Raw genomic sequence first — 14,232 nt, 5'->3', positions numbered from 1 at the left:
TCTGCGTTTTCTCTAGACGCAACCGTGTTGCAGTGCTAGATTTGCATTCCAACTCCCTGTCGCCCCCCGCGGCAATGGCTTCCCAACTTCAGCCAAATCCATCGCCCCATCCTCACGTGGCGGCCTGTTACTAACCGTCCTGCCGAAAGACATCATACTCATCGAACCTATGAACCTGACCGAACTTAAACAAAAACCAATTACCGAACTGTTAGAAATTGCCGACCAGATGGGCCTCGAAAATATGGGCCGATCGCGGAAGCAGGATGTCATCTTCGGCATTCTGAAGAAGCACGCCAAAAGTGGTGAAGATATCCATGGCGATGGTGTTCTGGAAATTCTGCAAGACGGTTTTGGTTTCCTTCGATCGGCTGACTCCTCCTATCTTGCCGGGCCGGACGATATATATGTTTCCCCAAGCCAGATTCGCCGTTTCAATCTGAGAACCGGTGATTCGATCGCTGGCAAAATTCGCCCTCCCAAGGATGGTGAACGGTATTTCGCGCTGCTCAAGGTTGATTCGATCAACTTCGACCGCCCGGAAAATACCAAGAACAAGATTCTTTTTGAAAACCTGACGCCCCTTTTCCCTGATGACCGATTGAAGATGGAAGCCGGTAACGGTTCCACTGAAGATCTCATGGCGCGGATTATTGATCTGTGTGCGCCCATCGGCAAGGGTCAGCGGGGGTTGCTGGTCGCACCGCCGAAAGCCGGTAAGACGCTGATGTTGCAGAACATCGCCTCGAACATCGCGCGAAACAATCCCGAGTGCCACCTGATTGTTCTGCTGATTGACGAGCGTCCGGAAGAAGTGACCGAGATGCAGCGCACCGTACGCGGTGAAGTGGTTGCCTCTACATTTGACGAGCCACCCAGTCGTCACGTGCAGGTCGCCGAGATGGTGATCGAGAAGGCCAAGCGTCTGGTTGAGCACAAGAAGGATGTCATCATTCTGCTCGACTCGATTACCCGTCTGGCCCGCGCCTACAACACCGTGATCCCGAGCTCCGGCAAGGTTCTCACTGGTGGTGTTGACGCCCACGCCCTGGAAAAGCCCAAGCGTTTCTTCGGCGCTGCGCGCAACATCGAGGAAGGCGGCAGCCTGACCATCATTGCTACCGCACTGGTTGATACCGGCTCGAAGATGGACGAAGTGATCTACGAGGAATTCAAGGGCACCGGCAACATGGAGATCCATCTGGATCGCAAGATTGCCGAGAAGCGCGTCTTCCCCGCTATCAACATCAACCGTTCCGGTACCCGCCGCGAAGAGCTGCTGACCAGCGAAGACGAGTTGCAGCGGATGTGGATCCTGCGCAAGATCCTGCACTCCATGGACGAAATCGCTGCGATCGAATTCCTGCTGGATCGTCTGAAGGACACCAAGACCAACGACGAATTCTTCCAGTCCATGAAGCGCAGCAAGAACTAAACTGCCGCGCATGCTTCAGACGGGCCCTTTTCAGGCCCGCCTGAAGCTAACTGGCACCCCTCCCACGAGCAGCAACATCACTCCTTGAATTGCCGCTTGCAAATTGAGGCATAAAGCTCAGATGCAGTATTCCGACCTCCGTGATTTCATCAAGGGCCTGGAAGAGCGCGGTGAGCTCAAGCGTATCCAGACGCCCGTCTCCCCCGTGCTCGAAATGACCGAGATTTGCGACCGCACCCTGCGCAAGGCCGGCCCCGCGCTGCTGTTTGAAAACCCGACCGGGTTTGATATGCCGGTACTGGGCAATCTGTTCGGCACCCCCGAGCGGGTGGCGCTGGGCATGGGCGCTGACGATGTCAGCGAATTGCGTGAAATCGGCAAGCTGTTGGCGTTTCTCAAGGAGCCTGATCCGCCGAAAGGCCTCAAGGATGCCTGGTCCAAGCTGCCGATCTTCAAGAAGGTCATTTCCATGGCCCCCAAGGTGCTGCGTGACGGCCCTTGCCAGGCGGTGGTCCTGGAAGGCGACGATGTCGATCTCGGAGCGATACCGGTCCAGACCTGCTGGCCTGGCGACGCCGGGCCCTTGATAACCTGGGGGCTGGTGGTCACCAAAGGCCCGAACAAGGAACGTCAGAACCTGGGCATTTATCGCCAGCAGCTGATAGGTCGCAACAAGGTCATCATGCGCTGGCTTAGCCACCGCGGGGGCGCGCTGGACTTCAAGGAATGGTGTGATAAACATCCCGGCCAGCCCTTTCCGGTTGCGGTGGCGCTCGGTGCCGATCCGGCGACCATCCTTGGCGCGGTAACACCTGTTCCTGACAGTCTTTCAGAATACGCTTTTGCCGGTTTGCTGCGTGGCCAGCGCACCGAGCTGGTCAAGTGCCGCGGCTCGGACCTTCAGGTCCCAGCCGGTGCCGAGATCGTTCTGGAGGGGGTTATCCATCCGGGCGAAATGGCCGAGGAAGGCCCTTTTGGCGACCACACCGGTTATTACAACGAGGTGGACCGCTTTCCTGTGTTTACCGTCGAGCGTATTACGCGCCGCGAGAAGCCGATCTACCACAGCACCTATACCGGCCGCCCGCCGGATGAGCCGGCTATTCTGGGCGTGGCGCTAAACGAGGTGTTTGTACCTATCCTGCAAAAGCAGTTTCCCGAGATTACCGACTTCTACCTGCCGCCGGAAGGCTGCTCGTATCGCATGGCCGTCGTCTCGATGAAGAAACAGTACCCGGGCCATGCAAAGCGCGTGATGCTTGGCGTCTGGTCATTCCTGCGTCAGTTCATGTACACCAAGTTCGTCATCGTTACCGATGACGACATCAATATTCGTGACTGGAACGATGTGATCTGGGCGATTACCACGCGCATGGATCCGAAGCGTGACACGGTGATGATCGACAACACACCCATCGATTATCTCGATTTCGCATCGCCCGTATCCGGTCTCGGTAGCAAGATGGGGCTGGATGCCACCAATAAATGGCCCGGCGAAACGACCCGCGAATGGGGCGTCGCAATCAGTCAGGATCCGGCTGTTGTACAGCGCGTCGATGCAATCTGGGCCGAGTTGGGAATCGATACATGAAGGTAACGCTGCAGCCCTCAGGCCACGTTCTGGAGCTATTGCCCGGTGAACGCATCCTTGATGCCGCCAGGCGCCTGGGCTTCGATGTCCCGCAAAGCTGCCGAAACGGGAATTGCCATATCTGCGCCGCCAACCTTATCAGCGGAACCGTCCGCAAGACCGGCGCCGATACTCCGCAGCACAGCGGCGAGCTTTACACCTGCGTGACAGAGCCGCTGAACGATTGCGAACTGTACTGGGAAAACGTGCTGGGGCCGGGCGAGTTGCCGCTGCGTAATCTGTCTTGCCAACTTATCGATGCCGAGCTGCTGAGCGGCGACGTCTGGCGGATCCGGCTGCGCCCGCCGGCGGGTAAGCCGCTACGCTACCATGCCGGCCAGTACCTGCTGCTGGAGCGCCCGGACGAACAGGCCTCGGCCTTTTCCATCGCCTCGGAAGCAGGCGAAGATCGTCTGATTGAGCTGCATATCCTGGTGCGTGAGCATTCCGCCTGGGCCTTGGTGGAACACATTCGCCGCGAGCGCATGGCGCGCGTGAAGATACCCTTTGGTGACGCGCATCTGGCCGATCTGCCTGACCGCCCGTTGGTGATGATCGCTGCCGGTACCGGCCTGGCGCAAATGCAGAGCATGATCCAGCACAGTATTCGTATCGGGTTCGAGCATCCCATCCATCTGTACTGGGGCGTACGCAGTGCAGCTGATTTTTACCAGGCGCCGTATTGGCAGCAATGGCAGGCTGAACCAAACATTTATCTGCACAAAGTCGTCAGTGACGATCCGGGCTGGTCAGGTCGTCAGGGCTTGTTGCCTGAGGCGGTGTGTGAAGATCTGTCTGATCTGGAACGCTATGAGTTCTATGTCAGCGGCTCGCCCGGGATGGTCTATGCGACCCTGGACGCACTGACGGCAGCGGGCATGCCGGAGCAACGGATGCATTCCGATGTATTTGCCTACGCTCCACGCGGCTGAGGGGAAGCTTCAGCTGCGCCGACGTCCGCGCCGCAGACCTGCCAGAGCAAGCAATATCAGCAACGCCACCAACAATAGCCCAACAGTCGCCAGCGTCACCGGGTAGCGCTGAGTCAGGCGGTCGAATATCGCTTGGTGCGGCTCCTGCGGGTCAATTGCCAGGGCGACCCGATCGCCTTCGGCAAGCTCATTCAGCCCGCTCAAGGCATCCAGCATGCCCACCGGAATGAATACCAGATACTGACTCGCCTGCCAGCGGTAACGAACGCCAAGCTCACGCACCTCACCAAGCCACTCGCCAGGCACCGAGCGCTCCGTTACCATGGTCGCCTCGACTGGCTGATAACCAATACGTTGGCGGCTTTCCCACGAGCCGACCAGCAGCAAGAACACCACCAGAATGATCAGCCCACGGCGTACCGCACGCCGCACAATGGCGGCGGAATCCTGTTGCTGGAGCATATGCGTTTATTCCGCCGTACTGTTGCTCAGTTGCGGCAAGGGCAGCGCTGGCAGATCATGCATCATCAGTCCGAAGCCCTTGCGCTGTACCAGCTGACTCGCCACATCATCACCCATATGCTCCAGCAATCGCACCAGCTCGGCGCATGTCTGAATATCCGGCTTGCTGGCAAAACTCGCCTCAAGATAGGTTCGCGCCTTGCCCCACAGATTGTTGCGCAACGCCAACCGGCCCAGCGCCAGCAGCAACGTGGCATCGTGTGGATGCTGCGCCAGCCACTGCTCGGCCGTCGCCAGTTGCCGTGCCGGCTCCTTACCGGAAACCAGCCCGTAGTGATGAACAAGACGGTCATTGAAGGCATGCTTCAGCGCGCTGCGCAGCACTTCCTCCGCCCGGGCACCATCGCCCATGGCATGGAGCTGCAGCGCGTACACTTCAACCAGTCTTGGATCCTGGCGCAGCTGCTTCGGCATCTGCTGCCAGATCTCGTTAAGCGGATTGCCCTGCCCGGGCTCGTGGTGAATGCCGCGCAGCCCCGCCTGCGTCAGCAGTTCGGTATACACGCGGTATTCGAGCAATTTCAGCTCTTCCGGCCGCAACACCTCGTGCTTGCGCAACTCGGGCAACAGTTGCTGCAAGCGCTGCCAATCCTCAAGGCGGGCATACAGCTGGCTCATCAGTTTCAACGCATAAAGATGCCGGGGGTGGTCCTTGCGGACGCGCGTCAGGGTAGCCAATGCCTGCTCAAGCTGACCGCGCGCCATCTGTAGCTGTGCCTGGGTCACCGCAATGGCAACTTCAGCGCGGGGTGTTGTCTCGTAGGCTTCACGCAGCAGGTTGTCACACTCGGTGAAATCCTCCAGCTCATTGGCGGCGCGGGCAGCAGCGAGATAATTGATCAGTGGCTGTTCTGCATGGGGCGCGGAACGCTTGAGCAGGCGCAATGAATTGGACCAATGCCCCTCGGCAAACTCGAGCAGCCCACGGGTGGTTACCACACCAGCACGACGATGCCGGTTGTGCTGCGACCAGGGATTGATCCGTCTACCCGATGCGCCGAGCAGCCGGAACACGGTGCGCAGCAGCGCAACGAGCAGCCAGAGCCCGATGATGAAAGCGACGCCTACCCAGACACTGGTCTCAATGGAGAGATTGCGCCAGGCAATCAGCAGGTAGCCTGGATCTTCCGCCACCGCCATGCCAAGTACGGCAGCCACCAGCAGTACGATGAGGATGGCAATGTAGCTTTTACTCATTGCCGCTCTCCCCTGCGTTGTCGCCACTCTCTCCACTGCCGTCGCGCTGACCATTGGACTGGCTTCGGCGGCTCTGCATGTAGGTTGCCAGGGCTTGCTGAACGGGTGCTATATCCGGCGGGTCGAGCGAGATGTCCTGTTCGGCCACATTCGCCAGCTGCTCTCGCAGCGAATTGACCTCGGGATTGTCGCCTTCAAAGAAGCGCTGTAGTACCGAGTCGGCCTGTTCGAGGCTGGACTGGAATATCTCGGCTTCGCCCCGTAAGGCGGCCCATTGCGCCTGCTCGATAGCCAGCTGAAGCGTGCGCCGGACCCGGTTCATTTCCGCTGCAGTAAGTTGCGGAGTGATGACCTTGCCGCGTTGAAAATCAACCCGCACGTAGCGCTCGAGACGCGCCATGACCCGATCGAAGCGGCTTGCCTCGGGGTCGGAGCTGGTGGCGCTCTGCTCGTCCGGACTGAATTCACGTACCGGCAGGGCAACGATATCGTTTACCCGATCTCGCAATGCCGCAAGCCGTAGATAGACACCCGGACGGTCGATTTCCGGCAGGCTTTCCAGCTGCGTCTGGAACCGTGCAAGCTCTTCACGCACGGCAAAAACGCCGCTGTCCGGCTGCTCTCGGAGGATCCGGTCGACCAGTTGCAATAATTCGCCGGCGGACTCGACATCCTGCGCTGCCAGTAGACGGAGCGATGCCAGCCGGAGCATGTATTCCGCTTCGTCCAGCTTCCAGTCGGCGTCAGTATCGCCACGCATTTCCTCAAGCTGTTGGGACAGTGCCTGTTGGCTACGCTGCAGATCTGCTGCCAGCCGCCGCGTTTCGTCGACCTCCGCACTGGACGGAAGATCCTGCAACTGCTGTTGCATCTGTTCGCGCACCTGGCGGAGCGATTGTTCCTGATCGGCGGCCAATTGATCAAACCGTGCATCCAGCGTCGCAGAAACATCCGGCTCCGATTGCTGTTGATACCACTGCCAGCCGCTCAGGCCCAGCGCGCCCAGAGCGACCAACAGCGCCAGAGCCGAAAGCCCACGTCCGCCCCCGGAGCCGGACGTTGAAGTATCGCGCGGCTTGACCGGTGGCGGCTTGCCAGCCCCGACATCCTTTGGCCTGGTCGTGGATCCGGTGGGCTTGGCTGCGCCGGGCTTGTCCGTCTGGGAGGGCTCGGTCTTAGCGGCGCCTGTTTTGCCAGGTTCCGTTGTGGGAGCGGCCGTAACAGGCGGCTCGGGAGCCGCAGTGGGTGCTGCCGCTTCGCCCGGAGCAGATACGCTGGGCTGGCTGGTTCCGGTCGCAGATTCACCGGGTTTTCCGGTTGTCGTGGCTTGTGACGCGTCTGGCTTGTTTGTCCCGGCTTCATCGTTCCGGTCGTTCTTGTCAGGTACTGTCGGTTCCACGCTATTCCCCTTATCGCGTCAGCGGATGAGCGGCTATTGCCGTCAATACTGCGGAATCGTCCGCGCCTTCGCATACTATGATGTCGTTGCAGCCGAGCGCTTTGGCTCGCTCGGCGACGCGTTGGCTCGGCACCCAGCAACGCCAGGTTCTCTGCTCGGGCCAGTGCCTGCCCGCCGCAGCGTGCCAGTGCTCCAGTCCCTGGCCACTCGCCAATACGATGCCGCGCACATCCGCCTGGCTGGCAGATTCAAGCGCCGTGGCCAAACCCTGCGGCGGTTCGCGTCGATACAATTCAAGATAATCTACTTGCCCGCCGACTGCCCGAACGTGATTAGCCAAATGCTCGCGGCCACCGACGCCGCGCCAGACCAGTATTTTCAGATCCGGACGCGCCAGCAACTCACTCCATACGGGCAAACGCAACAGCGCTTCGCTGTCCTGCCCCGAGTCAGGCGTGTGCACTGGCAGCCCGTACGCCCTGAGAACGCTTGCCGTTGTCTCACCGACAGCGAACCAGTCAATACCCACCGGCGGCTGCGGCCATGCTGCATCGAGACGCTCCAGACCCAGACGAGCTGCAACCGGACTCACCACCATGACCGCATGATAGCGGTCGATATCAAGGATCAGTCGTTGCTGCTCCGGCGTCTCGTCCAGCTCGTCTATGCGCAGCAATGGCACGCTTAGCGCAGAGATCCCCAGGCGTGCCAGCTTATTCGCCAGACGCTGATTATCAGCATCCGAGCGGGTCAACAGGACCGCTGTACTCACTCCGGCGCAGCCCCCAGATAGACCGCATCAAGGATGGTCTGAGCGCCTTGGGACAGCAGGTCCTCTGCGACAGCTATACCCAACTCTTCCGGTGTAGCTTCGGGGCCCCGGGCTTCGGCTGTGAGCATCTGAGTACCGTCTGGATCTCCGACCATGCCGCGCAGCCAGATCTCGCCGTTCTGACGCTCTGCGTAACAGGCGATGGGCACCTGACAGCCGCCATTCAAGCGGTGATTGAGCGCGCGCTCGGCACGCACGCGCAATGCGCTGTCCTCGTCGTTCAACGGAGCCAACAGAGCATGCAGTTCGGCGTCATCCGTACGGCATTCGATGCCCACTGCGCCCTGGCCTCCTGCCGGCAGGCTTTCCTCCGGCGGCATGGCGTAACGGATACGATCATGAAAGCCCAGCCGCATCAGACCTGCAGCGGCAAGGATGATGGCGTCATAGTCGCCAGCATCCAGCTTGGCCAGACGGGTATTCACGTTACCGCGCAGGAAATTTACTTTCAGGTCCGGACGGCGCGCCATGATCTGAGCCTGGCGTCGCAGACTGGAGGTACCGACTATGCTGCCGTGCGGCAGGCTGTCGACGCTCTCGTGATTATTGGACACAAAGGCGTCGCGCGGATCTTCTCGCTCGCAAATGACATACAGACCCAGCCCTTCGGGAAACTGCATCGGCACGTCTTTCATGGAGTGTACGGCCAGGTCGGCTTCGTTCGCGGTCAATGCCGCCTCAAGCTCTTTTACGAAAAGACCCTTGCCGCCGATCTTTGCCAGGGGCGAATCCAGCAGCTTGTCGCCGCGACTCACCATGGGAACCAGCGATACGCTCAGTCCGGGGTGTATTGCTTCAAGACGCGCCTTGACGTATTCGGCCTGCCACAGGGCCAGTGCGCTCTTGCGGGTGGCGATTCGCAGTTGTCGACTCATGGGATTCTCTTTCATTGCCAGCCGGCATGATACGCCATGGCTGTACAGGCATCCATGCGGTAGCGATCCGCGTCACAGCTGCTCCATCAGTTTGCGCACACCCGGCACATGGCGCCGGCTGACAGTCAGGGTCTCGTCTGGCAGGCCTTTCAATTGAAGATGGAAGTGACCCATGGCACTGCGCTGCAGCCGCTCGATACGGTTGCGCGCCACCAGGGCGTTGCGGTGGATGCGCACGAAGTAATCACCAAATTCGTCTTCAAGCGATTTGAGCGGTTCATCCAGCAATACTTCCCCCTCACAGTGGCGAAGGGTCACGTATTTGTGGTCGGCGATGAAATACAACACATCTTCAATGGGCACCAACTCCACGCCACGGCGCGTGCGAGCACTGATATGACTGCGCGCCTGATTGGTCGCCTCGATTACGCCAGCCTTGCCCAGATTGGCCAGTTGCAACCGATTGGGTTTTTGCGCCTTGGCCAGCGCACTTGCCAGATCCTCGCTGCGCACCGGCTTGAGCAGATATCCCACCGCGCTGACGGCGAAGGCATCCAGAGCGTATTCACCATGGGCAGTGCAGAACACCACAGCCGGTGCATCGCTGAGTTCGCACAGTTTCGCCGCAGTTTGCAGGCCATCAAGCCCCGGCATGCGGATATCAAGCAGCGCGATATCCGGATGATGCTCTTCGATGAGCTTCAGCGCCTCTTGCCCATTGGCGGCCATCTCCGGCACCACACTATACTCCGGCAGCGCGGCGACCAGTCGGGCCAGACGCTCGCGGGCTAGGGGTTCATCATCGGCGATCAGTACTTTCATGCCTCAATGACTTCTCTGGTAAGTTGGCGATTGTTCTATACAAGGATAGACCAGCTTGCTGAAGAAGCGCGGACCGTCTCGCCAGATCTCGACTCGGGACTGTGGACCAAAGAGGGCAGCAAGCCGTGCTCTTATATTTTGTAGCGCCATGCGGGCTCCCTGGTGGCTATCTAGTACCTCTGGACAACTATTCGAGACCTCCAGTTCAACCCGCCCATTGACATAGGCCGCATAAATGCTGATGTCGCCGCCTTCCAGCTGTGGCGACAGGCCATGCAGGATGGCGTTTTCCAGGAGCGGTTGCAGGGTAAGCAGCGGCATGGGCGTGTCCGGCGGTAGCGATTCGGTACGCCAATGCACTTCGAGTCGCTGGCCAAGTCGATACTTTTCGATACGCAAATAGCCTTCACACAGACGCTTCTCCTGGGCCCAGGTGGCCACGCCGCCGGCCTCGGACAGATTGGCGCGGAACAGATCGGCCAGGTCCAGCACCGCATTCTCCGCTTGCTGTGGCTGACTGCCGATGAGGCTGACGATGCTATTGAGGCTGTTGAACAGAAAGTGCGGCCGGATCCGTGATTGCAGCGACTGCAAGCGCGACTGCAGCTCCGACTGGACCTGGAATTGTCGCTGTTGATGCAGATAAAAATAACGCAGCAGCAGACTGGTCATGATCAGAGCGATCAGGCCGTGGCGAAGCAGCAGATCGACACGCAACGGCGGCGCGCCGGTCATGCCGTGCTGCAGTACCCACTCGGCAAGCACGGTGAATAGCAGGGTCAGGCCAATCACTACGGCGTAGCACGCGGAAATTGCCAGCCACAACGGGCGGCGCTGCATCCAGGGCCGCAGTCGGCACAGCAGTGCGGCGGACAGCAGCACAATCCACTGCACAAACAACGATGCCATAGCCAACTGCAACCAGTCGAAAACACCCGTTCCCGGCTGCGCCAGCACCCACAGCATGACCACCAGCTCGGCCAATACCACCAGGGTAAATACGGCCACAGATGAGCACAGATCCGGAAGAAAGAAATCCTCTCCTTCATGGGGCTTATTCAGCAGCGACCAGATTCCATTCTTCATGTGGCGGATCTCCATTGGTCCATTAGCCGACCGGCATCGTCCTAGCCTGTGATGGTATGCTATGCGTCTTCAAATTGTCAGCGGATCGATCCGACACATGAGCCAAGATCAGACTACCAATCAATCATGGGGTGGCCGTTTCAGCGAACCGGTCGACGCCTTCGTAGCACGTTTCACCGCCTCGGTGGATTTCGACAAGCGCCTGTACAAGCATGACATCCAGGGCTCTATTGCTCACGCTACGATGCTCGCCCGGGTTGGCGTACTCACCGACGACGAGCGCGACACCATCATTGACGGCCTGCAGGCGATCCGGAGTGAAATCGAAGCCGGAGAGTTCGCCTGGAGCGTCGAGCTCGAAGATGTCCATATGAACATCGAGGCCAGACTGACTGACCGTATCGGCATCACTGGCAAGAAACTGCATACTGGCCGTTCGCGTAACGATCAGGTCGCCACCGACAACCGCCTCTGGCTGCGCGATGAAATCGATATCATTCTGGCTGAACTCAATCGCCTGCAGACCGGGCTGCTTGATCAGGCGGAAAAACATTCGGCCGTCATCATGCCGGGCTTCACTCACCTGCAGACCGCGCAACCGGTGACCTTTGGTCATCATCTGCTGGCATGGTTCGAAATGCTGGTGCGTGACAGCGAGCGCCTGCTCGATTGCCGCAAGCGGGTCAACCGTATGCCCCTGGGCAGCGCTGCCCTGGCAGGTACAACCTACCCCATCGACCGCAGCATCACTTGCGGGTTGCTGGGCTTCGACGCGATCTCCGGCAATTCCCTGGATGGCGTCTCCGATCGCGATTTCGCTATCGAATTCTGCGCAGCAGCGAGCGTGGCAATGATGCACCTGTCGCGCTTCTCCGAAGAACTGGTGCTCTGGACCAGTTCGCAGTTCAACTTTATCGATCTGCCCGACCGCTTCTGCACCGGCTCCTCGATCATGCCGCAGAAAAAGAACCCCGACGTGCCTGAACTGGTGCGCGGCAAGACCGGCCGCGTTTACGGTCACCTGATGGGTCTGCTGACCCTTATGAAAAGTCAGCCGCTGGCTTACAACAAGGACAATCAGGAAGACAAGGAACCGCTGTTCGATGCAGTCGATACCCTGCGCGACAGCCTGCGCGCCTTTGCCGACATGATTCCCGCAATCGAACCGAAGGTCGAGGCGATGCGTGAAGCGGCCCTGCGTGGCTTCTCCACGGCGACTGACCTGGCCGATTACCTGGTACGCAGGGGCCTGCCCTTCCGCGACTGCCACGAGATCGTCGGGCATGCGGTCAAGTATGGCGTGGACAACAAAAAGGATCTGGCCGAGATGAGCCTGGACGAGCTGCGCCAGTTCAGCGACCAGATCGAGCAGGACGTGTTCGAGGTGCTAACGCTGGAAGGCTCGGTGAACGCGCGCAACCATATTGGCGGCACCGCTCCGGCTCAGGTAGTGGCAGCGGTTCAGCGTGGGCGGGAGCTGGTGGGGCCGGGCCGATAAAAGCTGCCATGGAAAAGATCAGGTAGTCCACTGATAACCCAAGCCCGTCATGCGATTCGTATGGTGGGCTTTTTACTGGGTTGCTTTCAAGCACCACGTAACCGTAATAAAGCAGCCGGATCTGCATGTATATCCCGTTGACATATCCCTCGACCTGACTATCATTGGCTGTGTGTTTTAAGACCTTTGGAGGTGCTCGATGGAACAAGGCTCTGTCTTTCAAAGCAACCGCAGCCAGGCGGTACGACTGCCCAAGGCTGCCGCACTGCCTGATGACGTGCATCGAGTTGATATTGTCAGGCTCGGTAGAGCTCGACTCATCGCGCCAGCCGGGGAATCCTGGGATAGCTGGTTTGAAGGAGAAGGCGTCACTGCCGATTTCATGATCGATCGCGAGCAACCACCAGAGCAGGAACGCGAGGCGTTCTGATGCTGAAATTCATGCTCGACACCAATATATGCATTTTCACCATCAAAAACCGACCTCAGTCTGTACGCGAGGCTTTTACGCAACATCACGGTCAGATGTGCATAAGCACCATAACGCTGATGGAGCTGATCTACGGTGCGGAGAAGTCCTCAAATCCCGAGCGCAACCTGGCCGTCATAGAAGGGTTTGCAACGCGTCTGGAAGTGCTGAGCTACGACCAGGCAGCCGCCGCACACACGGGCCAGCTCCGTGCTGAACTCGCCAAAGCAGGCACGCCGATCGGCCCCTACGACCAGATGATCGCTGGTCACGCCCGCTCGCAGGGGCTGATCGTAGTTACCAACAATCGGCGCGAGTTTGAGCGTGTCCCGGGCTTACGAATCGAGGACTGGATCCCGCCCAGCGTATAACCAGAGCGAGGATTTTCCGGTGGCAAGCCACCACGCGCACGTCGCTTACAACCAGCCCGGCGCCCCTAACGCGCCGGTTGCTGCTGGGTGATGCAATGTATATTGCCACCACCGAGCAGAATTTCCCGTCCAGGCACCATCACTACCCGCCGCTCCGGAAATAGCTCCTGGAGTATTTCCAGGGCGGGCTGGTCCTGGGGATCATCGAAACCCGGGACCACTATCCCATCGTTCACGATTAGAAAGTTGACGTATGAGCCGGCCAGGCGGATCGAGGGATCACGCGGCTGCGTGCCTGTAACCCGATCCACGCCAACACATTCCTCAGCAGTCGCGTAGAGCGGCCCCGGGATGGGCATGCGATGCACCACCAGCTCCCTGCCCTGCGCGTCGCGACTGGCTTGCAGGACTTTTAACGCAGCCTGACAGCGTTGAAAATTCGGATCGTCTTCGTCGTCGGTCCAGGCCAGCAACACCTCGCCCGGCCGTACAAAGCAACAGAAGTTATCGATATGGCCGTCGGTCTCGTCATTGAACAGCCCAAAGGGCAGCCAGATGACTTTTTCGATATTCAGGTAGTCCGCCAGCATAAGCTCGATTTCCTGACGCGCCAGATCCGGATTGCGGTTTGGATTGAGCAGGCATTCTTCGGTAGTGAGTACGGTCCCCTCACCGTCCACATGGATGGCACCGCCTTCCAGCACGAACCCCTCTGTGCGGTAACGCGGACAACGCTCCAGACCGAGGATCTTGTCCGCCACCTGATCATCACGCTGCCACGGCCAGTAGAGCCCGCCTCTGAAGCCACCCCAGGCGTTGAATGTCCAATCCACGCCGCGTAAACCGCCCTGTCCGTTGATGACAAAGGTCGGACCGGTATCACGTACCCAGGCATCATCCGAGCTGATCTCGATCACGCGAATACCGGGGTGATCCAGCTGCAAGCTGGCATTCTCGTATTGGGCGGCGGAGACGCACACGGTGACCGGCTCGAAACTGGCGATAGCTCGCGCCACCTCGGCAAAGGCGGCCTGGGCTGGCTTCGCGCCCATGCGCCAGTTATCGGTACGCTCCGGCCAGACCATCCAGGTTTGCGCATGAGGCGCCCACTCGGCAGGCATGGAGTAACCGTCGTGACGCGGGGTGCTGTGCAGACTGTACATA

Annotated in this window: 14 protein-coding genes; 6 read left to right on the top strand and 8 right to left on the bottom strand. The window is 59.5% G+C overall.

Translation table 11 applies throughout. From position 1 onward, the window contains the following. Positions 1-169 precede the first annotated feature (169 nt). From rho to FZE95_RS15400, 3 genes are all read left to right on the top strand, one after another. Positions 170-1,435 carry a transcription termination factor Rho gene (rho, locus tag FZE95_RS15410; protein ID WP_150301766.1) on the top strand — a complete coding sequence of 422 codons (1,266 nt, stop codon included), beginning with the start codon at positions 170-172 and terminating at the stop codon, positions 1,433-1,435. Between the two features lie 121 nt (positions 1,436-1,556). Beyond that, positions 1,557-3,026, top strand: coding sequence for a 4-hydroxy-3-polyprenylbenzoate decarboxylase (gene ubiD / locus FZE95_RS15405; RefSeq protein WP_150301765.1), 1,470 nt, complete (start codon positions 1,557-1,559; stop codon positions 3,024-3,026). After that, a complete protein-coding gene (locus tag FZE95_RS15400) occupies positions 3,023-3,997 on the top strand; it encodes a 2Fe-2S iron-sulfur cluster-binding protein (protein WP_150301764.1) in 975 nt (324 codons plus the stop codon). Before ubiD ends, FZE95_RS15400 begins: the two co-directional genes overlap by 4 nt. 9 nt (positions 3,998-4,006) lie before the next feature. Here the strand turns inward: FZE95_RS15400 and FZE95_RS15395 are convergent, their stop codons facing one another. The 7 genes from FZE95_RS15395 to FZE95_RS15365 form a co-directional block, all read right to left on the bottom strand. Beyond that, positions 4,007-4,459: a DUF3592 domain-containing protein gene (locus tag FZE95_RS15395; protein ID WP_150301763.1), complete on the bottom strand. Its 453-nt coding sequence runs from the start codon at positions 4,457-4,459 to the stop codon at positions 4,007-4,009. Between the two features lie 6 nt (positions 4,460-4,465). Continuing rightward, entirely contained in the window at positions 4,466-5,716 is a 1,251-nt protein-coding gene (locus FZE95_RS15390; RefSeq protein ID WP_163981835.1) for a heme biosynthesis HemY N-terminal domain-containing protein, read from the bottom strand. Beyond that, positions 5,709-7,115, bottom strand: a complete 1,407-nt coding sequence (locus FZE95_RS15385) for a uroporphyrinogen-III C-methyltransferase (RefSeq protein ID WP_150301761.1) — start codon at positions 7,113-7,115, stop codon at positions 5,709-5,711. The genes FZE95_RS15390 and FZE95_RS15385 overlap by 8 nt, the downstream gene beginning before the upstream one ends. 10 nt (positions 7,116-7,125) lie before the next feature. Next, positions 7,126-7,887, bottom strand: coding sequence for a uroporphyrinogen-III synthase (locus tag FZE95_RS15380; protein ID WP_150301760.1), 762 nt, complete (start codon positions 7,885-7,887; stop codon positions 7,126-7,128). After that, positions 7,884-8,822, bottom strand: a complete 939-nt coding sequence (hemC, locus tag FZE95_RS15375) for a hydroxymethylbilane synthase (RefSeq protein WP_150301759.1) — start codon at positions 8,820-8,822, stop codon at positions 7,884-7,886. Before hemC ends, FZE95_RS15380 begins: the two co-directional genes overlap by 4 nt. 72 nt (positions 8,823-8,894) lie before the next feature. Next, entirely contained in the window at positions 8,895-9,644 is a 750-nt protein-coding gene (locus tag FZE95_RS15370) for a LytR/AlgR family response regulator transcription factor (RefSeq protein ID WP_150301758.1), read from the bottom strand. Positions 9,645-9,647: 3 nt separating this feature from the next. Beyond that, positions 9,648-10,730 (bottom strand): sensor histidine kinase, encoded by a 1,083-nt coding sequence (locus FZE95_RS15365; protein WP_223825087.1) that lies wholly within the window; start codon positions 10,728-10,730, stop codon positions 9,648-9,650. Positions 10,731-10,827: 97 nt separating this feature from the next. Between FZE95_RS15365 and argH the strand changes: the two genes are divergently transcribed. The 3 genes from argH to vapC all read left to right on the top strand — a co-directional run bounded on the left by argH (position 10,828) and on the right by vapC (position 13,068). Continuing rightward, entirely contained in the window at positions 10,828-12,228 is a 1,401-nt protein-coding gene (gene argH, locus FZE95_RS15360) for an argininosuccinate lyase (protein ID WP_150301756.1), read from the top strand. A 199-nt stretch (positions 12,229-12,427) separates the two neighbouring features. Beyond that, positions 12,428-12,658, top strand: a complete 231-nt coding sequence (vapB, locus tag FZE95_RS15355) for a type II toxin-antitoxin system VapB family antitoxin (protein ID WP_150301755.1) — start codon at positions 12,428-12,430, stop codon at positions 12,656-12,658. Continuing rightward, a complete protein-coding gene (gene vapC, locus FZE95_RS15350; protein WP_150301754.1) occupies positions 12,658-13,068 on the top strand; it encodes a type II toxin-antitoxin system tRNA(fMet)-specific endonuclease VapC in 411 nt (136 codons plus the stop codon). The genes vapB and vapC overlap by 1 nt, the downstream gene beginning before the upstream one ends. Positions 13,069-13,133: 65 nt before the next feature. On the opposite strand, the gene aguA is transcribed toward vapC, so the two are convergent. After that, positions 13,134-14,231, bottom strand: coding sequence for an agmatine deiminase (gene aguA / locus FZE95_RS15345; RefSeq protein WP_150301753.1), 1,098 nt, complete (start codon positions 14,229-14,231; stop codon positions 13,134-13,136). Position 14,232: the final 1 nt, after the last annotated feature.

This window comes from Pseudomonas profundi, assembly GCF_008638305.1.
Taxonomy (GTDB): Bacteria; Pseudomonadota; Gammaproteobacteria; order Pseudomonadales; family Pseudomonadaceae; genus Halopseudomonas; species Halopseudomonas profundi.
Note: the sequence above shows the minus strand (reverse complement) of the source record. Positions and strands in the feature narration are given on the sequence as shown.